Origin of the sequence: Streptomyces sp. CB02058, from assembly GCF_001905505.1 — a bacterium.
In the GTDB taxonomy this organism is placed as follows: domain Bacteria; phylum Actinomycetota; class Actinomycetes; order Streptomycetales; family Streptomycetaceae; genus Streptomyces.
In genome coordinates this window covers 1,151,306-1,174,943 of sequence record NZ_LIPG01000002.1, presented here as the reverse complement: position 1 = coordinate 1,174,943, position 23,638 = coordinate 1,151,306, and the positions used below count along the sequence as shown (strand labels likewise).

At 74.4% G+C, this 23,638-nt stretch carries 22 protein-coding genes; 8 read left to right on the top strand and 14 right to left on the bottom strand.

What is annotated here, in order from left to right:
• Positions 1-74 precede the first annotated feature (74 nt).
• Genes AMK10_RS12535 through AMK10_RS12510 form a run of 6 tightly spaced genes read left to right on the top strand, consistent with a single transcriptional unit; the run spans position 75 to position 6,704 of the window.
• Positions 75-1,316 carry an ADP-ribosylglycohydrolase family protein gene (locus AMK10_RS12535; protein WP_107428422.1) on the top strand — a complete coding sequence of 414 codons (1,242 nt, stop codon included), beginning with the start codon at positions 75-77 and terminating at the stop codon, positions 1,314-1,316.
• On the top strand, positions 1,252-2,448 hold the full coding sequence (locus AMK10_RS37990) for an ADP-ribosylglycohydrolase family protein (RefSeq protein WP_073747752.1): 1,197 nt from the start codon (positions 1,252-1,254) through the stop codon (positions 2,446-2,448). The genes AMK10_RS12535 and AMK10_RS37990 overlap by 65 nt, the downstream gene beginning before the upstream one ends.
• The gene (locus AMK10_RS12525; protein WP_073747751.1) at positions 2,445-3,812 is read left to right on the top strand and encodes an ADP-ribosylglycohydrolase family protein; all 1,368 of its coding nucleotides are present in this window, start codon (positions 2,445-2,447) and stop codon (positions 3,810-3,812) included. The genes AMK10_RS37990 and AMK10_RS12525 overlap by 4 nt, the downstream gene beginning before the upstream one ends.
• Positions 3,809-4,693 (top strand): ribokinase, encoded by an 885-nt coding sequence (gene rbsK / locus AMK10_RS12520; RefSeq protein ID WP_073747750.1) that lies wholly within the window; start codon positions 3,809-3,811, stop codon positions 4,691-4,693. Before AMK10_RS12525 ends, rbsK begins: the two co-directional genes overlap by 4 nt.
• Positions 4,690-5,892 carry a CaiB/BaiF CoA transferase family protein gene (locus AMK10_RS12515; protein ID WP_073747749.1) on the top strand — a complete coding sequence of 401 codons (1,203 nt, stop codon included), beginning with the start codon at positions 4,690-4,692 and terminating at the stop codon, positions 5,890-5,892. The genes rbsK and AMK10_RS12515 overlap by 4 nt, the downstream gene beginning before the upstream one ends.
• Entirely contained in the window at positions 5,889-6,704 is an 816-nt protein-coding gene (locus AMK10_RS12510) for an HpcH/HpaI aldolase/citrate lyase family protein (RefSeq protein WP_073747748.1), read from the top strand. The genes AMK10_RS12515 and AMK10_RS12510 overlap by 4 nt, the downstream gene beginning before the upstream one ends.
• A 218-nt stretch (positions 6,705-6,922) precedes the next feature.
• Here the strand turns inward: AMK10_RS12510 and lgt are convergent, their stop codons facing one another.
• From lgt to hisI, 11 genes are all read right to left on the bottom strand, one after another.
• On the bottom strand, positions 6,923-7,906 hold the full coding sequence (gene lgt / locus AMK10_RS12505) for a prolipoprotein diacylglyceryl transferase (RefSeq protein WP_073747747.1): 984 nt from the start codon (positions 7,904-7,906) through the stop codon (positions 6,923-6,925).
• Between the two features lie 117 nt (positions 7,907-8,023).
• On the bottom strand, positions 8,024-8,848 hold the full coding sequence (locus AMK10_RS12500; protein ID WP_073747746.1) for a DsbA family protein: 825 nt from the start codon (positions 8,846-8,848) through the stop codon (positions 8,024-8,026).
• 75 nt (positions 8,849-8,923) lie between these two features.
• Complete coding sequence (gene trpA / locus AMK10_RS12495) at positions 8,924-9,736, bottom strand: tryptophan synthase subunit alpha (protein WP_073747745.1); 813 nt, start codon at positions 9,734-9,736, stop codon at positions 8,924-8,926.
• A complete protein-coding gene (gene trpB, locus AMK10_RS12490; RefSeq protein ID WP_073747744.1) occupies positions 9,733-10,971 on the bottom strand; it encodes a tryptophan synthase subunit beta in 1,239 nt (412 codons plus the stop codon). Before trpB ends, trpA begins: the two co-directional genes overlap by 4 nt.
• A gap of 168 nt (positions 10,972-11,139) precedes the next feature.
• Positions 11,140-11,328: a tryptophan biosynthesis modulator TrpM gene (gene trpM, locus AMK10_RS37985; protein ID WP_241839535.1), complete on the bottom strand. Its 189-nt coding sequence runs from the start codon at positions 11,326-11,328 to the stop codon at positions 11,140-11,142.
• Positions 11,329-11,363: 35 nt separating this feature from the next.
• Positions 11,364-12,173 carry an indole-3-glycerol phosphate synthase TrpC gene (gene trpC, locus AMK10_RS12480; protein ID WP_073747743.1) on the bottom strand — a complete coding sequence of 270 codons (810 nt, stop codon included), beginning with the start codon at positions 12,171-12,173 and terminating at the stop codon, positions 11,364-11,366.
• Positions 12,174-12,287: 114 nt separating this feature from the next.
• Positions 12,288-12,773 carry a DUF2752 domain-containing protein gene (locus tag AMK10_RS12475; protein ID WP_073747742.1) on the bottom strand — a complete coding sequence of 162 codons (486 nt, stop codon included), beginning with the start codon at positions 12,771-12,773 and terminating at the stop codon, positions 12,288-12,290.
• Positions 12,774-12,855: 82 nt separating this feature from the next.
• Positions 12,856-13,107 (bottom strand): HGxxPAAW family protein, encoded by a 252-nt coding sequence (locus tag AMK10_RS12470; protein WP_073747741.1) that lies wholly within the window; start codon positions 13,105-13,107, stop codon positions 12,856-12,858.
• A 95-nt stretch (positions 13,108-13,202) separates the two neighbouring features.
• A complete protein-coding gene (locus AMK10_RS12465; RefSeq protein WP_073747740.1) occupies positions 13,203-13,862 on the bottom strand; it encodes a TIGR02234 family membrane protein in 660 nt (219 codons plus the stop codon).
• 14 nt (positions 13,863-13,876) lie between these two features.
• Positions 13,877-15,370, bottom strand: a complete 1,494-nt coding sequence (locus AMK10_RS12460) for an anthranilate synthase component I (RefSeq protein WP_073747739.1) — start codon at positions 15,368-15,370, stop codon at positions 13,877-13,879.
• Positions 15,371-15,381: 11 nt separating this feature from the next.
• Positions 15,382-15,762 (bottom strand): phosphoribosyl-AMP cyclohydrolase, encoded by a 381-nt coding sequence (hisI, locus tag AMK10_RS12455; protein ID WP_073747738.1) that lies wholly within the window; start codon positions 15,760-15,762, stop codon positions 15,382-15,384.
• Between the two features lie 85 nt (positions 15,763-15,847).
• Between hisI and AMK10_RS12450 the strand changes: the two genes are divergently transcribed.
• A complete protein-coding gene (locus AMK10_RS12450; protein WP_073747737.1) occupies positions 15,848-16,480 on the top strand; it encodes a TIGR03085 family metal-binding protein in 633 nt (210 codons plus the stop codon).
• Positions 16,481-16,510: 30 nt separating this feature from the next.
• Here the strand turns inward: AMK10_RS12450 and AMK10_RS12445 are convergent, their stop codons facing one another.
• From AMK10_RS12445 to AMK10_RS12435, 3 genes are all read right to left on the bottom strand, one after another.
• Complete coding sequence (locus tag AMK10_RS12445) at positions 16,511-18,115, bottom strand: sodium/solute symporter (protein WP_073747736.1); 1,605 nt, start codon at positions 18,113-18,115, stop codon at positions 16,511-16,513.
• A 243-nt stretch (positions 18,116-18,358) separates the two neighbouring features.
• Positions 18,359-19,711: a PucR family transcriptional regulator gene (locus tag AMK10_RS12440; RefSeq protein ID WP_073747735.1), complete on the bottom strand. Its 1,353-nt coding sequence runs from the start codon at positions 19,709-19,711 to the stop codon at positions 18,359-18,361.
• Positions 19,712-19,837: 126 nt separating this feature from the next.
• Positions 19,838-22,639 carry a helix-turn-helix transcriptional regulator gene (locus AMK10_RS12435; RefSeq protein WP_382567522.1) on the bottom strand — a complete coding sequence of 934 codons (2,802 nt, stop codon included), beginning with the start codon at positions 22,637-22,639 and terminating at the stop codon, positions 19,838-19,840.
• 160 nt (positions 22,640-22,799) lie between these two features.
• Between AMK10_RS12435 and AMK10_RS12430 the strand changes: the two genes are divergently transcribed.
• Positions 22,800-23,573 carry an alpha/beta fold hydrolase gene (locus AMK10_RS12430; protein ID WP_073747733.1) on the top strand — a complete coding sequence of 258 codons (774 nt, stop codon included), beginning with the start codon at positions 22,800-22,802 and terminating at the stop codon, positions 23,571-23,573.
• Positions 23,574-23,638: the final 65 nt, after the last annotated feature.

The following is a 23,638-nucleotide window of genomic DNA, read 5'->3' as shown; positions in this document are numbered from 1 at the left end:
AGGACCCCTCCGCGACGGTGGACTCCGCCGTGCCGGGCAGGCCCACGGCGGATGATTCCGCCTCTCACGTCGCCATCCGCATCACCGCCGCGCCCGCCGTCGCGAGCGGCACCCCCGGCAGGCAGGCCAGGATCGAAGGGCTGCTGCTGGGGCTGGCGGCCGGGGACGCCGCCGGCTGGCCGGCCGCGCGGCACCGGGCTGCACGGATGCCCGAGTGGACCAGGCGGCTCACCCGGGAGCTGGACACCTTCGCGGAGCAGAACGCGACGACGACGCTCCCCGTGCCCATCGCCCTCAACCAGCCGCCGGAGCCGCTCAGGCTCGGGCCGTCCGACGACGCCGAGTGGGCCGCCTTCGCGGCCAGGACCGTGCTGTCCGCCGCCGCGGACCACGCGCCGGACCTCTCCCCGGGACACCGGATGCGGGACGCGATCGACCGGTCGTGGAACGCGCTGGCCGCGAAGGTGGCCGCCGCGAGCGCCCGCGCGCCCGAGGTCGAGTCGGCCGTCCTGCCGCTGCGGGCCCGGATCTCCGTACGGGCCGGTCTCGGCAACCTCGCCGCGGGACTGCGCCCGCCCGCCACCGGCCACGACAACCCGCACTACTTCGACGACGCCGCCTGTGTGCGGGCCGCCGTGCTCGCGGTCGTCCACCCCGGGGACCCGGCGGCGGCGGCGGAGCTCGCCGAGTTCGACGCCCGGTACACCCAGGACGGTGACGGTGTGCACGGCGCACGGGCCGTCGCGGCCGCGATCGCCGAGGCGCTGGCGGGCGCGGACGTCGACACCGCGGTGAACGCGGCGCTCGACCGGCTCCCCGAGGGCACCGAGATCGCGCGCAACGCCGTCCACGCGGTGCGGCTGGCCCGGGAGTTCGCGGGCGAGGCCGCGGGTGCCTTCGCGCTCGTGCCCGTGCTGGAGCATCAGATCGTGGACCACGTCTACAGCTACGGGATCGCCGCCGCGGAGACCGTGCCGGTCGCCCTCGCCCTGACGACCGCGGCCCGGGGCGAGATCGCGCAGGCGGTCCCCGCAGCGGCCTGTCTCTCCCGGGTCGCGGATTCCGCGCCCGCGCTCGCCGGGGCGCTGACCGGCGCGCTGGGCGGCGCCGCCACCGTGCCGGCGGGCTGGCGGGAGGCCTGCCGCACGCTCGCCGGGTGTGCGCTGCCCCGGCTCGCCGGCACGGATCTCATCGAACTCGCCGGGCTGCTCGCAGCCACGGAACCGGCCACCCCGGGTGGACAATCCCGGCATGGCACACAAAACATCCGCACCGCTCGCGGCAGGCACGACCACCACGACGCTCACCCTGGATGAACGCGTCACCGGAGCACTCGTCGGCGCGGCCGTCGGCGACGCGCTCGGCGGCCCCGTCGAGGGCTGGACACCCGAGCAGATCGCCGAGCGCCACGGCGGCCGGGTGACCGGCATCGTCGGGCCCTGGTACGGCGAGGACTGGCGCACCGCGCGCCCCATCGCGCCGTACCACAAGGGCGACGGGCACGTCACCGACGACACCTTGATGACCCATGCGCTGGTGCGGGTGTACGAGAGCGTGCGCGGCCATCTCGACGCGTACGCGGTGGCGGAGCACCTCGTACCGGACCTGATGTCCCGGCCCCGCTGGATTCCGGAGCTGGAGGCCGAGGCGCTGCCCCTGCAGCGGATCTTCCTGGCCGAGAAGTGGATCGTCACCCGGCTGCACTACGGGCACGCCGACCCCCGCGAGGCCGGCACGGGCAACATCGTCAACTGCGGGGCCGCGATGTACATGGCCCCGGTCGGCCTGGTCAACGCCGCCCATCCGGAGGCGGCGTACGCGGAGGCGCTGGATGTCGCGGGGGCGCACCAGTCCTCGTACGGGCGGGAGGCCGCCGGGGTCCTGGCGGCGGCCGTCGCCGCCGCGTGCGTCCCCGGTGCCACCCCCTCCTCCGTCGTCGACGCGGTCCTGGCCCTCGCCAAGGACGGCACCAGGGCGGCGATCGAGGCGGTGTGCGAAGCGGCCTCCCGCTACACGGACTTCGAGTCGGCTCTGATCCCGCTGCGCGAGGCCGTCGCCCCCTTCGACACCGTCGGCCCGCACTACCGCGAGCCCTCGCTCGGCGCCCGGCGGCCCTCCCGGCTCCACTCCATCGAGGAGCTCCCGGTCGCGCTCGGCATGCTCCTCGTCGGCGGCGGGGACTTCCGCCACACGGTGCTCGGCTCGGTCAACTACGGCCGGGACTGCGACTCGATCGCCACGATGAGCGGCGCGATCGCGGGCGCGCTCCACGGTGAGCGGCCGATCCCCGCCGGATGGGTGAAGACGGTCGCCGACGCCAGCCGCCTCGATCTGCACGCCCCGGCGCGGGCGCTGACGGACGTGACCAGGGAGGTCTTCGCGCAGGACACCGCCCGGCGCCGGGCGCACGAGGCGTCGTTCGCCGCGCTGACGGGCGACGGCCGGTGACCGTACGCCTGACGTGGGTCCAGCCCGAGGACCTGGTGGGCCACGAGCTGCGCCAGGCCGCGCAGGACGGCCGGGACGCCGGGGAGATCGAGCGGCGCTGGTACGCGGCGGGCGGCGCGCCCGCCCCGGAGCGCGCCGGCGCCTCGGAGCCCGCCGCGCAGCCCGGGCTGCGCCCGCTCGCCGAGCTGCTGCTCGACGAACTCGCCCTGCTGGAGAGCCCGCTGGCCCAGGACGAGCCGACCGGACTGGCCGCGATCCGGGCCGCCTGCCCGCGCTGGCCGGCCCCCCGCACCCGCCCGGCGGACATCGGGCCCGAGCCCCTGCACGCGGCCTGGCTCGGCCGGGCCGCGGGCTGCCTGCTCGGCAAGCCGGTCGAGAAACTGCCGCTGGCCGGCATCCGCGCCCTGGGCCGCGCCACCGGGAACTGGCCGCTCGGCACCTGGTTCACCGCCCGGGGACTGCCCGCCGCCCTTGCCGCGGAGTACCCCTGGAACCGCCGCTCGGCGCCGACCTCGCTCGCCGAGAACATCGACGGCATGCCTGAGGACGACGACCTCAACTATCCTCTGCTCACTGTGTTGTTGCTCCAGCGGCACGGGCACGGCTTCAGCACCTGCGACCTCGCCCGGCTCTGGCTCGACGAACTCCCCGCCGGCCGGGTCTTCACCGCGGAGCGCATCGCCTACCGCAATCTGCTCGACGGCATCGAGCCGCCGGACACCGCCCGGCACCGCAACCCGTTCCGGGAGTGGATCGGCGCCCAGATCCGGGCCGATGTGCACGGCTGGACGCACCCCGGCGACCCGGGGGCCGCCGCCGAACAGGCCCACCGGGACGCCGTTCTCACCCACACGGGCAACGGGGTGTACGGGGCGATGTTCACCGCCGCCGCCCTCGCCGAGGCGGCGGGCGGCGAGACCGACGTGCACGGGTGCCTGGCCGCCGGGCTGCGCGTGGTGCCTCCCCGGTCCCGGTACGCGCGCGCGGTGCGCCTCGGCATCGCGACGGCCCGCGCCGAACGGGACTTCGACACCGTCGTGGACCGGCTCCACGCCGCCTACGGCGCGACCCACCACTGGGTGCACGTCCTGCCCAACGCCGCACTGCTCGCCGCCGCGCTCACCCACGCCGACGGGGACTTCGGCCGCTCCGTCTGCCTCGCGGTGTCCGGCGGCTGGGACACCGACTCCAACGGGGCGACGGCCGGTTCCCTCGCGGGCCTGCTCGCCGGACGGGCGGCCGCGCTGCCCGACCGGTGGACGGCACCGCTCAAGAACCGCCTCGCCACCTCCGTCCCCGGCTTCGACTCCATCGGCTTCGACACCCTCGCGGAACTGACCCATCAGGAGGTACGCCGCCCATGACAGCGATCACGGTGCTCGGCAGCACCAACATGGACCTGGTCGCCTACGTCGCCCGGGCACCCGGGCGCGGGGAGACCGTCACCGGACGGGAGCTGCGGACCGTGCCCGGCGGCAAGGGCGCCAACCAGGCCGTCGCCGCCGCCCGCGCGGGGGGCGAGGTGGTGATGATCGGCGCGGTGGGAACGGACGAGTACGGCTCGCGGCTCAGGACGGAACTGGACCACGCGGGCGTGGACACGGAGCTGCTGCACACCGTGGCGGGCCCGAGCGGCACCGCGCACATCGTCGTCGACGACGACGGGGCCAACTCCATCGTCGTGATCCCCGGGGCGAACGCCTCCGTGACCACGCTCGGCCCCGGCGGCAGGGCCGCGATCGCCGCGGCCGGACTGCTGCTCCTCCAGCTGGAACTCCCCATGACCGTCGTGACGGAGGGAGCCAGGACGGCGAAGGAGCGGGGGGTGCGGACGATCCTCACCCCCTCCCCCGTGCAGCCCCTGCCCGAGGACCTGGTGGACGCGGTCGACCTGCTGATCCCCAACGAGCACGAGGCCGCCGAGCTCACCGGCCACCAGGACCCCCACGCGGCGGCCCAGCTCCTGCTGCGGCTGGTCCCGGAGGTCGTGATCACGCTCGGCCGCAAGGGCTGCCTGTACGCGGCCCGGGGCGGCGAACCGGTGCTCTTCCCCGCCCCCGAGGTCACCGCCGTCGACACGACCGGAGCCGGGGACACCTTCGTCGGCACGCTCGCCGTGGCGCTCGGCGAGGGCCGCTCGGTCCCCGAGGCGGTCGCCTGGGCGTCCTCGGCGGCGGCGATCTGCGTGCAGAGACCAGGTGCCTCGACGTCCATGCCCTACCGAAGCGAGATCGATGCCGCATGACCGCTGCCGCTACGACACCGCCGCTGGCCGGCCTGCGGGTCCTGGACCTGGCCACGCTGTTCGCCGGGCCGCTCGCCGCCACCATGCTCGGGGACTTCGGGGCCGAGGTCATCAAGGTCGAGCATCCGCGCAAGCCCGACCCCTCGCGCGGCCACGGCCCCTCGAAGGACGGGATCGGCCTGTGGTGGAAACTGCTCGGCCGCAACAAGCGCACCCTGACCCTCGACCTGTCCAGCCCCGGCGGCCGGGACGTGCTGCTGCGGCTGGCCGCCGACACCGATGTGATCGTCGAGAACTTCCGGCCCGGCACCCTGGAGCGCTGGGGCCTGGGCTGGGAGGAGCTGCGGGCGGTCAACCCCCGGCTGGTGCTGGCCCGGGTCACGGGCTTCGGCCAGTCGGGCCCGTACGCGCACCGGCCGGGCTTCGGCACGCTCGCCGAGGCGATGAGCGGCTTCGCCGCCGTCACCGGAGAGCCGGACGGGCCACCGACCCTGCCCCCGTTCGGGCTGGCCGACTCGATCGCGGCGCTCGCGACGGCGTACGCGGTGATGACGGCGCTGGCGGGCCGCGACCGCACCGGCGGCGGACAGGTGGTGGACATGGCGATCATCGAGCCGATCCTGACCGTGCTGGGGCCGCAGCCGCTCTGGTACGACCAGCTCGGCTATGTCCAGCCGCGCACCGGGAACCGCTCCAGGAACAACGCCCCGCGCAACACGTACCGCACCGCCGACGGGCACTGGGTGGCCGTCTCGACGTCCGCGCAGTCGGTCGCGGAGCGTGTGATGCGGCTGGTGGGGCGCCCGGAGCTGATCGAGGAGCCGTGGTTCTCCGCCGGGAGCACCCGCGCCGAGCACGCCGACGAGCTGGACGAGGCCGTGGGCCACTGGATCTCCCGGCGCACCAGGGAGGAGGCGGTGGACGCGTTCGAGAAGGCCGAGGCGGCGATCGCGCCCATCCATGACGTACGGGATGTCATGGAGGATCCGCAGTACCGGGCGCTGGGCACGATCACCGAGGTCGACGACCCGGAGCTGGGGCCGTTGCGGATGCAGAACGTCTTGTTCCGGCTCTCGGAGACCCCGGGGGCGATCCGCTGGGCGGGACGGCCGCACGGAGCGGACACGGACGAGATCCTGGCGGAGCTCGGCCTCTCCGGACCGAGGATCGCGGCGCTGCGGGACGAAGGAGCGCTGTGAACAGTCCGGCGGTGGCCCTGACCTGGCTGTACGTCCCCGGCGACCGGCCCGAGGTGGTCCGCAAGGCGCTCGGCTCGGGCGCGGACGTGGTGATCGTGGATCTGGAGGACGCGGTCGCCCCGGACCGCAAGGAGTACGCCCGCTCGGCGACGGCCGAGCTCCTCGCGGACGCGGTCACGGCGGACCCGCTGTCGGTGCCGGTCCATGTGCGGGTCCACGGCGAGGACGACGTGAAGGCCCTGACGGGGCTGCCGGGGCTGTCCGGGATGCGGCTGCCCAAGATCACCCATGCGGCGTCCGTGCACCATGTCGCCGCATTGGCGCCGGGTGTGCCCCTGTATCCGCTGCTGGAGTCGGCGCTGGCGATCGAGCACGCGTACTCGATCGCCGGGGCCCATCACGCCGTACGGGGGATCGCGCTGGGCGAGGCGGATCTCCGGGCGGATCTGGGGGTACGGGACGACGCCGGGCTGGACTGGCCGCGCAGCCGTGTGGTCGTCGCGGCCCGGGCCGCCGGGCTCGCCCCTCCCGTGATGTCGGTGTACCCGGACGTCCGGGACCTGTCCGGGCTCCGCTCGTCCTGTGCGCACGGCCGGGATCTGGGCCTGCTGGGCCGGGCGGCCATCCATCCCCGGCAGCTTCCGGTCATCGAGCGGGCGTTCCGCCCGACGTCACGGGAGGTCGAGGCGGCCCAGCAGATCCTGGAGGCGTCCCGGAGCGAGGCGGGGGCGCAGGCACTGCCGGACGGGAGGTTCGTGGACGCGGCGGTGGTGGCGACGGCGGAACGCACCCTGTCACTGGCGAGGCGCTGAGGGGCGGGCGCCGAGGGCTGGACGCTGAGGGCCGGGCGACGAGGGCCGGGCACCGTGGGGGGGCCTCGCACCGGGGCTCCGGCCCGGGAGGAGCCCGGAGCGAGCGGCCCTGCGCCGGGGAGCCCGGCTCCGAGGGCCCCGCGCCAAGAGGCCCCGGCACATGCGAAGGGGCCGCCGGACCTGTGTGGTCCGGCGGCCCCTTCGGTGGTCTTGGAGCGTCAGCTCCTGTCGGCCTTCTGCGGAGCGCCGTCGGCCTCCGCCTCCTTCGGCTCCGTGTCCGGGGCGTCGGCCGCGTCCCCGGAGGTCTCCCCGGAAGCGGCGGTCCCCTCGGACCCGGAGGACCCGTCCTCGGAGGGGGCGTCCTTCTCGTCGTCCCCGGCCAGCTCGGCCGTGGTGGGCTCGACGATCTCCTCGCGGCCCGGGCGCACCTTCGCCGAGACCACGATGTAGGTCACCGCCAGCACGAAGACGATGATCGCGGTCCAGACGTTGAGCCGGAGGCCCAGCACATGGTGCGCCTCGTCGACACGCATGTACTCGATCCAGCCGCGCCCCGCGCAGTACGCCGCGACGTACAGGGCGAACGCCCGGCCGTGTCCCAGCTTGAAGCGGCGGTCGGCCCAGATGACCAGCAGCGCGACACCGACGCACCACAGGGACTCGTACAGGAACGTCGGGTGGTAGGTGCCCGCGACCCGGTTCGTGCCCTCGCTGATCTCCAGGGCCCAGGGAACGTCCGTCGGCTTGCCGTACAGCTCCTGGTTGAACCAGTTGCCCCAGCGGCCGATCGCCTGGGCGAAGGCGATACCGGGGGCCAGGGCGTCGGCCCAGGCGGGAAGCGGGATGCCCCGGCGGCGGCAGCCGATCCAGGCACCGACCGCGCCGAGCGCGATCGCACCCCAGATGCCGAGGCCGCCCTCCCAGATCTTGAAGGCGTCGACCCAGTCCTCACCGTCGCTGAAGTACAGCTGGTAGTCGGTGATGACGTGGTAGAGCCTGCCGCCGACCAGGCCGAAGGGCACGGCCCAGACGGCGATGTCGGCGACGGTGCCGGCTTTTCCTCCCCGGGCGATCCAGCGCTTGTTGCCGAACCAGACGGCGACGAAGACACCGATGATGATGCAGAACGCGTAGCCGCGGAGCGGGATCGGGCCGAGCTCGATCACCCCGGTCGACGGGCTGGGAATGAAGGCAAGGTTCATGACGAGGTCGACGCTACCCTGCCGGACGGGACGTACGGCAAGCCGTCCGGCAACTTCTGGATAACGAGGACCCCGCCGGAGCACCCGCCGGGCCCTCGCCCGAACCCCGTCCCCGGGCTACGACGCCGAGGGGGTCGCCCCGACCGTGCCCGGCTTCTTGCCCTTGTTGGCCTCGGCCACCCACTTCTTCAGATTGGCCTCGGAGATCTGCTCGTCCCCCTTCTTGGGGAAGATCGACTCGCCGTTGAGCAGAGCCGTCGGGGTCCCCTGGAAGCCGCCCTCGCCGAACGCCTTGTTCGACTTCTCGACCCAGCTGTCGTGCGTGCCGTCCTCCACACAGCTGCGGAAGGCAGGCGTGTCGAGGCCGTCCACCTCGCCCGCCAGCTCGAGCAGCTTGCCGTTGTCGGCGAAGGCGTCGTCGGTCTCGGCGGGCTGGTTGGTGAAGAGCACGTCGTGGTACGGCGCGAACTTCCCCGCGTCCTGGGCGCAGGCCGCGGCGTTCGCCGCGCGCAGCGATCCGCTGCCGCCGAGGTTGCCGTCGATGATCGTGGCCAGGTGGTACTGCACCTTCAGCTGTCCGCTCTCCGCCAGCTCCGTGATCTCGTCACGGAAGGCGTTCTCGAACTGGGCGCAGACGGGGCAGCGGAAGTCCTCCCAGATCGTGAGCGTGGACGGCGCGTCGTCGGCTCCCACCTGGAGGGCGAGTCCGTCCTCCCCCATCGCCCCGGACGGGGTGACGGCCGGTCCGGCCTCGCTGTCCTGGTCGTTCTTCCCGGCGTTGGCGGCGATCAGGCCGACCACGGCGGCCAGTGCCAGCACCCCCACCACGGCGGTCGCGACGATCAGCGTGCGGCGGCGGCGCTCCTTCGCCCGGTCCTGCTCACGCTGCTGGGCGAGCCGGTCACGCGCGGCTCTTCTGCGGTCTTGGTTCTTCTCGCTCACATTGCGCAAACGAACCGGGGAGGCGCGCGAGCGCCTCCCCGGTCCCATGTCCACCCGTACGGGTGACGAGCGCTGTCAGCGCTTTCGAACGCCTTCGGCCAGTTCGGCCGCCAGAGCGCGTACGGCGGCGAGTCCGGCGGCCTCGTCGGGGGCGTCCAGCATCCGCTTGACGAAGGCCGAGCCCACGATCACGCCGTCGGCGAAGTCCGCGACCTGCCTGGCGTGCTCGGCGGTGGAGACGCCGATGCCGACGCAGACCGGCAGACCGGTGGTGGCGCGGGTGCGCCGCACCAGGTCCTGGGCCTGCTCGCCGACCGACTCACGGGTGCCGGTGACACCCATCAGCGAGGCGGCGTACACGAAGCCGGAGCCCGCAGCCGTGATGGTCGCGAGGCGCGCGTCCTTGCTGCTCGGGGCGACGACGAAGACGGTGGCGAGACCGTGCTTGTCGGCGTGCTCCCTCCACCGGCCGGACTCCTGGACCGGCAGGTCGGGCAGGATGCACCCGGCGCCGCCCGCCTCGGCGAGCTCGGCGGTGAAGCGCTCCACGCCGTACCGGTCGATCGGGTTCCAGTACGTCATGACGAGGATCGGCGCGCCAGTGGCCTCGTGGGCCTCCCGCACGGTGCGCATGATGTCGGCGATCTTGACGCCGCCGCGCAGCGCGATGTCGTCGGCGGTCTGGATGACCGGCCCGTCGAGCACCGGGTCGCTGTGCGGGAGGCCGACCTCGATGACGTCGGCGCCGCCCGCGACGGCCGCCTTGACGGCCGCGATGCCGCCGTCGACGGTCGGGAAGCCGCCGGGCAGGTAGGCGATGAGCGCCGCCCGGTCCTCGGACGCCGCCTTGGCCAGCGTCGTCTCCAGAAGCTCTCGGTTGCCGCTCACTTCTCCCCCTCCTGGTCGTACAGGCCGAAGTAGCGTGCGGCCGTGTCCATGTCCTTGTCGCCGCGCCCGGACAGGTTGATCAGGATCAGCCCGTCCTCGCCGAGCTCCTTGCCGACCTCCAGGGCCCCGGCGAGCGCGTGCGCGCTCTCGATGGCCGGGATGATCCCCTCGGTGCGGGAGAGCAGCCGGAGCGCCTGCATGGCCTCGTCGTCGGTGACCGCGCGGTACTCGCCGCGGCCGACGTCCTTGAGGTAGGCGTGCTCCGGGCCGATGCCCGGGTAGTCGAGCCCGGCCGAGATCGAGTACGGCTCGGTGATCTGGCCCTCCTCGTCCTGGAGGACGTAACTGCGTGAGCCGTGCAGGATGCCGGGCTCGCCCGCGGTCAGGGTCGCCGCGTGCTCTCCGGTCTCCACGCCGTGGCCCGCGGGTTCGCAGCCGATCAGCCGGACGCCCGCGTCGGGGATGAAGGCGTGGAAGAGGCCGATGGCGTTGGAGCCGCCGCCGACGCAGGCGACCGCGGCGTCCGGCAGCCGGCCGGTGTGCTCCAGGATCTGGCGGCGGGCCTCCACGCCGATGACGCGGTGGAAGTCGCGGACCATGGCTGGGAAGGGGTGCGGTCCCGCGACCGTGCCGAAGAGGTAGTGGGTGCGGTCCACGTTGGCGACCCAGTCGCGGAACGCCTCGTTGATGGCGTCCTTGAGGGTCCTGGAGCCTGACTTCACGGCGATGACCTGGGCGCCGAGCATCCGCATCCGCGCCACGTTCAGCGCCTGCCGCTCGGTGTCGATCTCGCCCATGTAGATGGTGCAGTCGAGCCCGAAGAGGGCGCAGGCGGTCGCGGTGGCGACGCCGTGCTGGCCGGCTCCGGTCTCCGCGATGATGCGGGTCTTGCCCATGCGCTTGGTCAGGAGGGCCTGGCCCAGCACGTTGTTGATCTTGTGCGAGCCGGTGTGGTTGAGGTCCTCGCGCTTGAGGAAGACGCGGGCACCTCCCGCGTGCTCGGCGAAGCGCGAGACCTCGGTCAGCGCGCTGGGGCGGCCGGTGTAGTCGACCATCAGCTTGTTGAGCTCGGCGGCGAAGGCCGGGTCGGCCTTGGCCTTGTCGTACTCGACGGCGACCTCGTCCACGGCGGCGACGAGCGCCTCCGGGATGAACTTGCCACCGAACGCGCCGAAGTACCCCTCGGCGCTGGGGATCAGACCCTCGGGGTCCGGGATGAAGAAGTCGGACGACATGCGATGTGCTCCTCGAATCGCAACGGGTGGTTTCACCGTATGCGCCATGAGCGGAGCGCCACGCCGGCCGCGGAGGCGGTCGGTGCGGTGGAGCCGTGCGGATGTCCCCCGCGCGGGGCGGGGCGACACATCCCCTGTGTACGGCGGGGAGACGACGGCCGGGGCTCGCTAGGGCGCGGACCCCGAGCGCCATCGCATGCCGTTGACCTGTCCGGGCTCGTCGCCGATCACGTACCGCACGCGCCGGCCGTGCACACGCCGGGCGGGGGCGCGGCAGCCGCGTGGGCGGCAGCCGCGCGCCAGCGGCGCGTGCGGGTCCCGGGCGCTCGCACCGGCGGGGCGCAGGCCCGGCCGGATACGGGAGGCGGGACGGTCGGCGGACACGGGTGCGCTCAGCCCCGTCCGTGCCTGAGCGCGGGGTGGGCGCCCGCGGCGACCAGGTCGGCGACGGCGGCCCGCGGGTCGCGGCCGGTGACCAGGGACTCGCCGACGAGCACGGCGTGCGCGCCCGCGTTGGCGTAGGCGATGAGGTCGTGCGGGCCCCGGACGCCGGACTCGGCGACCTTGACGATGTGGTCGGGGATCTCGGGTGCGACGCGTTCGAAGGTGGAACGGTCGACCTTGAGGTCCTTCAGGTTGCGCGCGTTGACACCGATGATCTTCGCTCCGGCGTCCACGGCGCGCTCCGCCTCCTCCTCGTCGTGCGCCTCGACGAGCGGCGTCAGGCCGATCGACTCGGCGCGCTCGATCAGCGAGACCAGGGCCTCCTGGTCGAGGGCGGCGACGATCAGCAGGGCGAGGTCGGCGCCGTAGGCCCGTGCCTCCCACAGCTGGTACGAGGTGACGATGAAGTCCTTGCGCAGGACCGGGATGTCGACCTTGGCGCGGACGGCCTCCAGGTCGGCGAGCGAACCGCCGAAGCGGCGCTCCTCGGTGAGGACCGAGATGACGGATGCCCCGCCGGCCTCGTAGTCCGCGGCGAGCGCGGCCGGGTCGGCGATGGCGGCAAGGGCCCCCTTGGAGGGGCTGGAGCGCTTGACCTCGCAGATGACGGTCACACCCTCGCCGCGCAGGGCGGCGACTCCGTCCTTGGCCTGGGGAGCGCGCGCGGCGCGTTCCTTGAGCTCGTCGAGGCTGACGCGCGCCTGCCGCTCCGCGAGGTCGGCGCGAACGCCGTCAATGATCTCGTCGAGCACACTCACGCGAGCGGCCCCCTTCCGAAGCGGTGATGGGAACAGGATCAACCACCTCGATGGTATCCGCAGGAGGGCCCGGGGCTCGCATCCTGAGGCCGCACGTCCCACTCCCTGGGCACATCAGGGAGCGAGGGCGGAGCCGAACGGGAGGTTCCTGACCACGGAGAAGACCAGCAGGACGGTGCCGATGCCCCACCAGTGGACCGGCCTGAGACCGATGCTCAGGGGCAGGCCGCGGCCGGCGCGGACCGTCCAGAGCAGCCAGACCGCGGCGAACGCGAGATAGCCGGCGACGGCCAGTGCGTTCGAGCCGAGGGCGGTGACGAGGTCGCCGTGGGCGAAGGCATGGGCGCTGCGGAGCCCGCCGCAGCCGGGGCAGAACACCCCGGTGAACCGGAGCATGGGGCAGACCGGGTAGTGGCCGGGCTCGTTGGGATCGACCGTGGCCACGTAGCCGAAGGCTCCGACGACGGCCGCCATGACCCCGACGGGGGTGGCGAGCCTGCGGAGCCGGGAGACCGGTGCGGGGGCCGCCGGGCCGGGGCCGGGCGGAGCCGGAGCGGCGGAGGGGGCGGGGGAAGCTGCGGGAGAGGCTGAGGCGTCCACGCGGTGATTGTCCCCGCTGACGCCAGAAGGCGCAGCCCGGTGGGGGCTGCGCCTCGCGTCGTGTCCGGATCCGGGCATCCGGTCAGGCGGTGATCTGGGCCTGGGAGGCTCGGGCCCTGGCGGCGGCCATCTCGGCCGACTCCTTCGGCATGCCGAGGCCGGCCATCTTCATGGCGAGACCGACGACACCGCCCAGCAGGACGACTGCGATACCGGCCCAGAAGCCGAGCACGTTGGCCGCGACCATGAAGAGGCCCGCGATGCAGAACCCGATGAAGGAGATGATGACACCGGTCCAGGCGGCCGGGGTGTGTCCGTGGCTGCTGCCCGCCATGAGTTGCTCCTTGTTGGTGTTGCGCTGAAGGTGTCGCTGTTGGGAAAGCTCGCTGCCCATTGTCCCGTACGCCCCGGTGGACGTGAGGCTCGGGGTCATGCCTCGCGCGTCGGGTCCTCGCCGCGGTCGAGCGCCTTCCACAGTTCCTCGGGCCGTTCGGGGTCCGGGGCAATGCGGGGGGCCTTGCGGGGGCGGGGGGTGCCGTCGCGTTCGTAGCGGCCCGACATGGTGGGCCAGCGGCTTCCGTAGCGCAGGGCGAGCATCCCGGCGAGGAGGATCAGCAGGCCGCCCGCCGCGGTCACGTAGGGCCAGGCGGTGTGGCTGAGGGCGTCGATGGTGGCCGAGGCGTTGCCGGTGGTCTCGGCGGCCCGCTCGTCCAGCGCGGCACTGTCGGAGGCGCCCGCGTAGGCGCTCAGGCCGGCGCCGAGGCCGCTGAGGGCCAGCAGCGCGGCGACCAGCAGCCGGCCGGCGCCGCGGACGGCGAAGACGGCCACGAGCGCGGCCAGGCCGACGACCGCCAGGGCCGCCGGGAGGCCGGTGACGTCCTGGCCGTCGGCGCTGAGCGGCAGGGTGCCGCCGCCGACGGCGGCCCTGCCCTCGGCCCAGGTCTGCCCCGAGGCGAGGAGTACGACGGTGGCGCCGGCGGCCCCGAGGAGGAGGCCGGCGGCCAGGCTTCGGCGGCTTCCTGCGCTGTCGGGCGCGGAGGCGGCTCGGGCACGGGGCTGGGGTACGGGGACAGCACTCACGTACCCCACTATCCCTTACCGGCTCACCGGTCCCCGAGGCGGTTCGCCGTGTGCACCGCGCGCAGGACCGCCGCGGCCTTGTTCCGGCACTCGTGGTCCTCGGCCTCCGGGTCGGAGTCGGCGACGATCCCGGCTCCCGCCTGGACGTACGCGGTGCCGTCGCGGAGCAGTGCGGTGCGGATGGCGATGGCGGTGTCGGAGTCCCCGGCGAAGTCGAGGTAGCCGACGCAGCCGCCGTACAGGCCGCGGCGGGTGGGTTCGAGGTCCTCGATGATCTGCAGGGCCCGGGGCTTGGGAGCGCCGGAGAGGGTTCCCGCGGGGAAGCAGGCGGTGAGGACGTCGAAGGCGCTGCGGCCCTCGGCGACCTGTCCGGTGACGGTGGAGACGATGTGCATCACATGGGAGTACCGCTCGACCGACATGAAGTCGACGACCTCGACGCTGCCGGGCGCGCAGACCCGTCCCAGGTCGTTGCGGCCGAGGTCGACGAGCATCAGGTGCTCGGCGCGTTCCTTGGGGTCGGCGAGGAGCTCCTCGGCGAGCGCCTGGTCCTCCTGCGGGGTGGCGCCGCGGTGCCTGGTGCCCGCGATGGGGTGGACCATCGCCCGGCCGTCCTCGACCTTGACGAGGGCCTCGGGGCTGGAGCCGACGACGTCGAACCCGTCGAAGCGCAGGAGGTACATGTACGGCGACGGGTTGGTGGCGCGCAGCACCCGGTAGACGTCCAGCGCGCTCGCCGTGCAGGGGGTCTCGAAGCGCTGGGAGGGCACGACCTGGAAGGCCTCGCCCGCCCTGATCCGCTCCTTGACGTCGTCGACGGCGTCCCGGAAGGCCTGGCCGCCCCAGAGCGCGGTGTAGGGCGGGAGCTCGGAGGGCGGCAGGGCGGCGGGTGCGTTCTCCACCGGCCGGGAGAGGTCGCGCTCCATGGCGTCGAGCCGGGCGACCGCGTCGGAGTACGCCTCGTCGACGCCGGTGTCCAGGTCGTTGTGGTTGATCGCGTTGGCGATCAGCAGCACGGTGCCGTTCCCGTGGTCGAGGACGGCGAGGTCCGAGGTGAGCAGCATCGTGAGCTCGGGGAGCTTCAGGTCGTCGCCGCCGTGCTCGGTGATGCGCTCCAGCCGGCGCACGACGTCGTAGCCGAGATAGCCGACCATGCCGCCGGTGAAGGGCGGCAGGCCGTCGTCGCCGACCAGGTCGCGCGGGGTGTGCAGGGTCTCGACCGTGGCCCGCAGCGCCTCCAGCGGGTCCCCCTCGACGGGGACGCCGACGGGCGGGGTGCCGAGCCAGTGGGCCTGTCCGTCGACGGCGGTGAGGGTGGCGGCGCTGCGTACCCCGATGAAGGAGTAGCGGGACCAGGTGCGGCCGTTCTCCGCGGATTCGAGGAGGAACGTGCCGGTGCGCTCGGCCGCGAGCTTGCGGTAGAGCCCGACCGGGGTGTCACCGTCGGCGAGGAGCCGGCGGCTGACGGGGATGACGCGCCGGTCGACGGCGAGCTTGCGGAAGGTCTCGAGATCCATGGCGGCTGACCTTACTGGGGCGCGGTGAGCGGAAGGACGTCCTTGTCGAAGCAGGTGCGGGCGCCCGTGTGGCAGGCGGCACCCGTCTGGTCGACCTTGACCAGGACGGTGTCGGCGTCGCAGTCGAGGGCGACGGACTTCACCCGCTGGATGTGGCCGGAGGTGTCGCCCTTGACCCAGTACTCCTGGCGGCTGCGGGACCAGTAGGTGCAGCGGCCGGTGGTGAGGGTGCGGTGCAGTGCCTCGTCGTCCATCCAGCCGAGCATGAGCACCTCGCCCGTGTCGTACTGCTGGGCGATGGCCGGGACCAGTCCGTCGGGGCCGCGCTTGAGGCGGGCGGCGACGGCCGGGTCGAGATTGCTGGCGGGCGTGGAGCCGGGCGTGCTGGTCATGCGCCCCATTGTGCCGCGCCGGGCGGGCCCCTCAGGCCGTGCGTCCACTGGGCGGACCGGTGGCGGCGGTCGTACGCTGGCGGGCATGTCGACCCATGCGAAGCGTGAACGTCTTCTGCTCGCCGACCTGTTGGAAGCGGCGGGTCCCGAGGCCCTGACTCTGTGCGACGGGTGGAAGACCCGTGACCTGGCCGCCCATGTCGTGGTGCGTGAGCGCCGTGCGGACGCCGCGGGCGGAATCGTGCTGGGCGCGCTCAAGAACCGGATGGAGCGGGTCCAGGCCGAGTTCGCCGCCAAGCCGTACGAGGAACTGATCCAGCTCATCCGTACGGGTCCGCCCCGCATGTCGCCCTTCGGGCTGAAACAGCTGGACGAGGCGGCCAACACGGTCGAGTTCTACATCCACGCGGAGGACGTACGCCGCGCGCAGCCCGACTGGTCGCAGCGTGAGCTCGATCCCGTCTTCGCCGATGTGCTCTGGTCCCGTACGGAGAAAACGGCCCGGATGCTGGGCCGCCGGGCGCCGGTGGGTCTGGTGCTGCGGCGGCCGGACGGCCAGACGGCGGTGGCCCACAAGGGCACCCCGGTGGTGACGGTCACCGGGGAGCCCGGCGAGCTGCTGCTGTTCGCCGCAGGACGCCAGGACGCGGCGCGGGTGGAGCTGGACGGCGACAAGGACGCGCTGGCCAGGCTGCACACCGCCGAGCTCGGCCTGTAAGGCGTACGCGCGAGCGCCCCGGCCCCGCCGTCAGGCCCCCTCGCGCGCCCTCTGGGGCGTCCAGCCGGCCCGGTGGCGGTGGCCCGCGCCCGCTCCGGCGTGCGTCCGGTCCCGGGCCGATCCCAGGAGTCCCAGGAGGAAGCCCGCGGGGATGGTGACGAGGCCGGGTGTCTGGAGCGGGAACACGTCGAAGTCCCACTCCGGGAACAGCGCGATCGGGGTCCCGGAGAAGGCCGGCGACATGACCATCAGGACGAGGATCAGCGGCAGCGTCCCGTACACCGTCCACCGCACCCCCCGGGCGTTGAAGCCGGGCCGGAACAGGGCGTACAGCAGCACGGGCGGCAGGATGGAGGCCGCGGCGGCGAACGACAGGGAGAGCAGCACCTGGGGGTTGCGGTCGTGGGTGTACGCCGAGAGGAACACGGCGAACGCCCCGATCGCGACGACGGTCCAGCGGGCGCGCCGGATCTCCCTGCTGGAGGCCTTGCCCTCGCCCTGGGCGCCCGACTTCCGGGTGAAGTCGCGGGCCAGGGAGGAGGCCGCGGCCAGCGTGATGCCGGCGACCGCGGCGAGGGTGGTGGCGAAGGCGGCGCAGGCGACCAGGGCGAACAGCGGGCTGTCGCGCGGTCCCGCCGCAGCGGGGTCCAGGGCGCTGGTCACCATGAGCAGCGCGGTGCCGCCGGCCGGGTCGGCGGCGTGCAGGAGTTCCCTGCCGATGAGCGCGGACGCCCCGAGTCCGACGACGACGATGCCCGTGCAGAGCAGGGCGACGGGGGCCACGGCCCAGATCCCGGCCCGGCGCGCGGTCCAGGCGTCGCGGATGGGGTGGAGCCGCATCATGATGTGCGGCATGCAGGCGGCGCCGAGCACCAGGGTGAGCTGGAAGCCGATCAGGTCGAGCGCGCCGGCGAACCCGTGGCCGAACTGGAGCCCGGGGCGCGCGTAGTCGCCACCCGCCCCGCTGCCCGCCCGGGCGGCGTCGAAGAGGGCGAAGGGGGACCAGTCGAAGCGGGCGAGGACGAGTCCCGCGAGGAGGGTCACCGCGCCCAGGACCACGGCGATCTTGAGGATCTGGATGTAGCCGGTGCCGCGCATGCCGCCGAAGGCGGAGTAGCAGACCATCAGGGCCCCGCTGGCGACCGTGCAGCCGGTGAGGGCGCCGTCGGGGAGCCCGAACATGGAGGTCATGACGCGCCCGGCCGTGGTGAGCTGCACGAGGAGCAGCGGGGCGAGCACGACGAGGGTGGCCACCCCGAGCGCCCGGCGTACGGAGCCGTCGCCGAGCCGGTCGGCGAGGAAGTCGCCCATGGTGAACACGCCTCTGCGGCGCAGGCGTTCGGCGAAGAGACGCATGACGAGGACGAGCGAGGCGACGGTGGCCAGCGCGAACAGCAGGCCGTCGAACCCGGCGAGCGCGACCGATCCGGTGGTGGAGAGCAGCGTGGCGGCGGAGACGTAGTCCCCGGCGATGGCCAGTCCCGCGCCGACGGGACCGAGGGTGGCACCGCCCGCGTAGAAGTGCTCCGGGTCGTCCTGGTCCGCCGCGGCCAGTCCGCACAGCAGCAGGGACACGGCGACGAAGCCGAGGAAGATGACGACGGCCAGGGACCGGGCGTCGATCGCGCCGCTCACCGGGATGGCTCCACCGGTGCGGCACCGCAACAAGGGGCAGCTGATGACATGCGCGCCATGGCACCAGCTGAGGCGTGCGGGGCACAGGGGGCGGACGCGGGGCGCGGCGCCCGTACAGCCCGCCGCGCCCCGAACTGTGCCCGGGCACAAGCGCGTTCGGCGGGCGCGGGCGGACCTGCGGGCCTCCCTCGTGCGGTCCGGGCGCGGAGGTGTACGAGCCCTCCGCGCCCCGCCGGGGCCCGGTCAGCCCGTCAGCAGCCGGCGCGCCGCCAGCGCCAGGGACACCTCGACCGCGTCCGACGGCCGTGTCAGGCACCGCCCCGTCAGCTGTTCGAACCTCCGCAGCCTGTTCAGCACGGTGTTGCGGTGGCAGTAGAGCTTCGCCCCGGCCCGCTGTGCCGAGCCGTCCGAGTCGAGCCACGCGGTCAGCGTCTCGATGAGTACGTCCCGGTCGGCCGGGTCGATCCGGTCCAGCGGCCCGAGGACGCGGTCGGCGAGCGCGGTGCCGAGTCCAGGCGAGGACACGACGAGCGCGGCGGGCAGGTGTTCGTCGAGCAGGACGGTGCCCCCGGACGCGGGGCAGGCGCGCAGAGCCGTCTCGGCGAGGCGCCGCGCGTCACCGACGGAGGCCAGCCCGTCGACGACGGAGCTGATCCCGACCCGTGTGCCCGGAGGGACCGTCAGATCCTGTGTCACAGAGGCGAGTTCGGCGCCGGGGGCCGAGCCCGGGCCGACGTTCCGCTCGGACTCCGCCTCCCCCTCCGCGGACGGCTCGGCGTCGGCAGCCAGCGGTCCCGCGCCCAGCGGCAGGATCGCCAGCTCCACCTCGCCGGCCGAGTGCCAGAGCACCGGCGTGTCCTCGGCCAGGGCCACCGGCGGCTTCCCGGTGTCGTGCGGGGCGCGGCGCGCGGCGGCGACCGCGAGTACGGCGTACCGCCCGTGCACCGGGAGTCCCAGCATCAGGGCGGCGTCCGGCAGGTCCGCGATCCGGGCGGTGCCGTCCAGCAGGGCCGCGGTCATCAGCCGCTGGCGGTTCTCGCGGCGCCAGGAGAGCCGCCGCTCGGCCTGGCGGTAGGCCTCGGCCACCACGCCGCAGTGCTCGTCGACGAAGTTCCAGACGTCCGCGGCGACATGGACGAGCAGCCGGGTGTCCTCGGGTGAGCGACGGGCCGTGTCGTCGACCAGGTCCTGCCAGACCATCGCGCCGCCCATGCGGAAGGCGTGCATCACCGCGTCGAGCGGTACGCCCTGCTCGGCCCTGGTCTCCCCGATCCACCGGGAGGTGCGGTGGGCCGCCTCCCGGAACTCTCGGGGCTGGATGAGTGAGGCGACGTTGTGCCGCAGCGAGTGGTGGACCTCCTGCCAGATCTCCGCCGCCTCGGTCTCCATCGCCGCGCGGTAGGCGGGCTCCTGCTCCCGCAGCGCCTCGACCAGCCGGTCGGTGAGCTCCGGGAGCGCCTCCAGCAGCACCCCGGCGGCCCGGTGGAGCACGGCCACGGCCTCGCGGTCGGCCAGGGAGCGTGCGCGGTGCGGCAAGGGGGTTACGGGGGGCGGTCCGTGCAGCGCCCTGATCCGTGAACGTACGACCTGTGGCATGGCGGCCTCCACCGGGAATCGGCCGGCTGCGGTGGGCCGGCCCCGGTGTGCGTCCGGCCCGGAATTGGGCGGGCGCACACCGATTGATCCTGACGACCGCAGAATGGCATACCGCCCGGTCGGTACCTAGAGGTCTGCGCGGTTCTTCTCATCACGGTCCTGCAACCTCGCCCCGGCCCCGCGCTCCAGCAGCCGCGCGAGTTCGGTCCTGGACCGCACGCCGAGCGCGGCGAAGACGTTGCGCAGGTGGTGGTCGACCGTCCGCGGGCTCACCGAGAGCCGCACCGCGACCTCACGGTTGGTGGCTCCCTCCGCGACGCAGCGGGCGATCCGCTGCTGCTGCGGGGTGAGTCCGGCGAGCGGTCCCGGGCCGCTCTGGTCGGGCACGTCCACCGCCTCCCCGGCCGCCCTCAACTCCCCGCCCGCCCTGTCGGCCCAGACGCGGGCGGAGCAGCGCTCGAAGGCGACCAGCGCGTCGCGCAGCGGGCCCCGGGCCTCGCGGGTGCGGCGCAGCCGGCGCAGGAGCTGGCCGTGGAGGAGCTGGGTGCGGGCCCGTTCGAAGTCGCCGCCCGCGCGGTCGTGGTGGGCGAGCGCCTCCTCGTAGCGCGCGGCCGCCTCCTCGGGGGGTGCGAGCAGCGCGCGGCAGCGGGCCAGCTGGGCGGGCACCTGGGGGTCGGTCGTCCGGGCGGTCCACAGGGCGAACTCCTCCACGGCAACCGCGAGTTCACCGGCCCCCTCGTCCGCGCGGCCGGAGAGGACCATCGCCTCGACGTAGCAGGGCACGGCGAGCATCCGGGTGGCGAAGTGGCCGGTCCCCGGTCCGGGTCTGACCAGGGGCCCGAGCCGGGCCGCCGCCTCGCCGGGCCGCCCCGCCGCGAGGTCCGCGCGGGCGACCGCCCAGGTGGCGAGCATGGCGGCCTGGGCGAGGCCGTGCGGTCCCGCGCCCGCCAGGGCCGCGTCGGCATGGGCGGCGCACGCCTCGGCGGGGCCCTCCACGGAGGCGGCGAGCGCGAGCACGGCGTGCAGATGGGTGGCGGAGTTCTGCTGCCCCGTACGCCGGGCGGCGTGCAGCCCCTCCAGCGCGTGGGCGCGGGCCCTGGCGTGCTGCCCCGAGCGCAGTTCGGCGTAGGCGAGCTGTTCCAGGGTGTGCGGCAGCAGCGCCTCGGGCCCCCGGGTCCGTACGACGGCGAGCGCCCTGGCGCCTGCCCGGCAGGCCGCGTCGACCTCGCCGAGCACCAGCGCCGAGGCGCCGGCCCGCAGGAGCTCGCCCGCGTCCTCCGCGCGGTCGGCGGAGTCCAGGCAGCAGCGCAGCAGGGCGTGGCCCCGGTCGGGATGGCCCGCGAGCACGGCGCACATCCCGGCACGGTACTGGGCCATGGACCGGTCGGCCGCGGCGACGGGGATGCGGTTCATGGCGTCGAGGTACGCGATGGCGTCGCCCATGTCCCACGCCGCCTCGGCCGCGCCGAACAGGGCGTCCAGGGTGCGGCGCGGGTCGTGCGGGGCGAGCAGCTCGGCCGCGGAGAGCAGTGCCTCGCGGGCGTCGGCCGCCGGTCCGTCGCGCAGGGCGAGCATGCCCCGTACATAGGGTGCGGCGCCCCCGGCGAGGTGGGGGCCGACGCGGGCCAGCATGGCGCGGGCCCGGCCGGTGTCCCCCGCGAGCCTCGCCTGCTCGGCCGCGGCGGTGAACCGTGCGGCACGCACGGTGTCGTCGGTGGAGAGCGCGGCGGCACGGGCCAGCGCGGCCGACCGTTCGCCGTGCGGGCGGGGGGCGGTGGCCGCGGCCTCCAGCTGCCCGGCGAGGGCGGCGTCCGGGCCGGTCGCGGCGCAGGCCCGCTGGACGAGTGCGGGGAGCGGGGGCGCGCCGGGGCCCGTGAGCAGGCCGGCGAGCAGTTCGTGGACGGCACGGCGGCGGCCGGGCGGCGCCCGGTGCAGGACCGCGCGGCGCAGCAGCGGGTGGCTGAAGTGGACCCGGCTGCCCGCGCGCTGGAGGGCTCCGGCGGTTCCGGCGGGGGCGAAGAGCACCCGGTCGAGGTGCGCGGGGGCGAGTCCGGCGCGGGCGCCGGCCCGCAGCAGCAGGGCCGCGTCCGCGCCCGCCCCGTCCGGCTCGTGCTCCTCCGCGGCGGCGGCCAGCAGGAGCAGGGTGTGGGTGTCGGGCGAGAGCCCGTCCAGGTGCTCGGCGTGGGCGTCGAGGACGCTCTCCGCGCCGGGCAGCGGATAGGGCAGCGCGGTGCGCCCGGCCAGCTGGCCCGGGGTGAGACGGCCCACGAGCCCGGCCAGCAGCCGCGGGTTGCCGGCCGCCTCACGCAGGAGTTCGCTGCGTACGACGGGGTCGACATCGGCCGTTCCGTCGGTGAGCCGATCCAGCAGCGCGGTGCCCGCGTCCTCGTCGAGCGGGCCGAGGCGGAGGGCGGGGAGTCCGGTGAAGGCGGTCTCGTCGGCGGCGCCGATCACCACCGCGACCCGGCTGCCCTCGCCGAGCCTGCGGGCGGCGAAGCCCAGTGCGGCCCGGGAGTCGGGGTCCCAGGCGTGCGCGTCGTCCACGCAGACCAGCAGCGGCTGTTCGGCGCCCAGGCCCCGCAGCAGTCCGAGCAGCCCTCCGGGGGTGATCCCGGAGCGCAGGACGCTGTCGGGCGCGAGGGGCAGCGGGCCGGGTGCCGAGCAGAGCAGGGCGTGCAGCCCGCTGTAGGGCAGGCGCTGTTCGGTGGGGGCGGCGGCAGCGTACACGACGGGGCCGCCGTGTCTGACGCGGTAGTCGGCAGCGGTCTGCCGCAGCAGGGCGGTGCGGCCGAGGCCGGGCGGCGAGGTGAGCACGAGCGCTCCGCCGTCCCCTGCTCTCAGCCGTCCCAACAGGGTTTCCAGGATGGCGAGTTCACCGCTGCGGCCGTACAGCCGGAGCGGACTGTGCACGGTCGTCGATGGGGTCACGCTTTCACGTTACTTCCGCGTAAACAGCGTCGGAAGGCTCGCGTCCGCTCCCTGTTCCCGGGCGGCCAGGAGCGGTGCGGGCTCCCAACGGAACGGCGCGGGAGCTGTGCCGGGGCACAGCTGCGGCGCGTTCGGCAGCGGTCACCCGTAACGTCGGTGCATGACTGCTGAATTGCGTACACACGACGGTTTGACCCTGCGTTACTGGTCCTGGTCGCGGGATCCGGACCCGGCCCTTCCCCCGGTGGTGCTGCTGCACGGTTTCGCCGCGCACGCCCGGCTGAACTGGGAGGGCCCCGGCGTCGTCGAGGCGCTGGTGACGCGCGGGCGGCGGGTGTACGCCCTGGACGCGCGGGGCCACGGCGACTCGGACCGGCCGCACGACGAGACGTACTACGGCGAGGCGCTGATGGCCCGTGACGTCCGGCTGCTCATCGACCGCATCGGCGAGGAGCGGGTGCATGTCGCGGGCTACTCCATGGGCGCCGTGGTGGCGGTCCTGGCGGCGGCCGAGGACAAGCGGATCAGCCGTCTGGTGGCCGGCGGGATCGGCGCGGGCGCGGTGGAGGTGGGCGGCCTGGACACCCGGGTGATGCCTCCGGAGCTGGTGTCGGCGGCGCTGACGGCCGAGGACGCGGCGGACGCTCCCGAGCGGACCCGGGCCTTCCGCGTGCTGGCCGACACGGCGGGCTGCGACCGGCTGGCGCTGGCCGCGCAGATCCGCTCGGTGCACCGGGACGCGCTGCCGCTGGACCGGATCGTGATCCCGACGCTGGTCCTCACCGGCGGGAGCGACCCGCTCGCGACCCGGCCCGAGGTGCTGGCCTCGGCGATAGCGGGGGCGGAGCTGACGGTGCTGCCGGGAGACCATCTGACGGCCGTGCGCGATCCTGGATTCGCCGAGTCCGTCGCGGAGTTCCTCGCGCGGGACTGACCGGGGCTGGCGGGCCGTGCTGCCGCCCGGAGCGCCCACCGGCGGCCGCAACGGCCACGCGAAGG

What these genes read in the sequence shown, in the direction of transcription:
- rbsK (WP_073747750.1), top strand. Translation starts at nt 3,809, where the DNA reads ATGACAGCGATCACGGTGCTCGGCAGCACCAACATGGACCTGGTCGCC.
- lgt (WP_073747747.1), bottom strand. Translation starts at nt 7,906, where the DNA reads ATGAACCTTGCCTTCATTCCCAGCCCGTCGACCGGGGTGATCGAGCTC.
- AMK10_RS12470 (WP_073747741.1), bottom strand. Translation starts at nt 13,107, where the DNA reads ATGGCGGGCAGCAGCCACGGACACACCCCGGCCGCCTGGACCGGTGTC.
- AMK10_RS12450 (WP_073747737.1), top strand. Translation starts at nt 15,848, where the DNA reads ATGTCGACCCATGCGAAGCGTGAACGTCTTCTGCTCGCCGACCTGTTG.
- hisI (WP_073747738.1), bottom strand. Translation starts at nt 15,762, where the DNA reads ATGACCAGCACGCCCGGCTCCACGCCCGCCAGCAATCTCGACCCGGCC.
- AMK10_RS12430 (WP_073747733.1), top strand. Translation starts at nt 22,800, where the DNA reads ATGACTGCTGAATTGCGTACACACGACGGTTTGACCCTGCGTTACTGG.
- AMK10_RS12440 (WP_073747735.1), bottom strand. Translation starts at nt 19,711, where the DNA reads ATGCCACAGGTCGTACGTTCACGGATCAGGGCGCTGCACGGACCGCCC.
- AMK10_RS12460 (WP_073747739.1), bottom strand. Translation starts at nt 15,370, where the DNA reads ATGGATCTCGAGACCTTCCGCAAGCTCGCCGTCGACCGGCGCGTCATC.
- trpB (WP_073747744.1), bottom strand. Translation starts at nt 10,971, where the DNA reads ATGTCGTCCGACTTCTTCATCCCGGACCCCGAGGGTCTGATCCCCAGC.
- AMK10_RS37990 (WP_073747752.1), top strand. Translation starts at nt 1,252, where the DNA reads ATGGCACACAAAACATCCGCACCGCTCGCGGCAGGCACGACCACCACG.
- AMK10_RS12515 (WP_073747749.1), top strand. Translation starts at nt 4,690, where the DNA reads ATGACCGCTGCCGCTACGACACCGCCGCTGGCCGGCCTGCGGGTCCTG.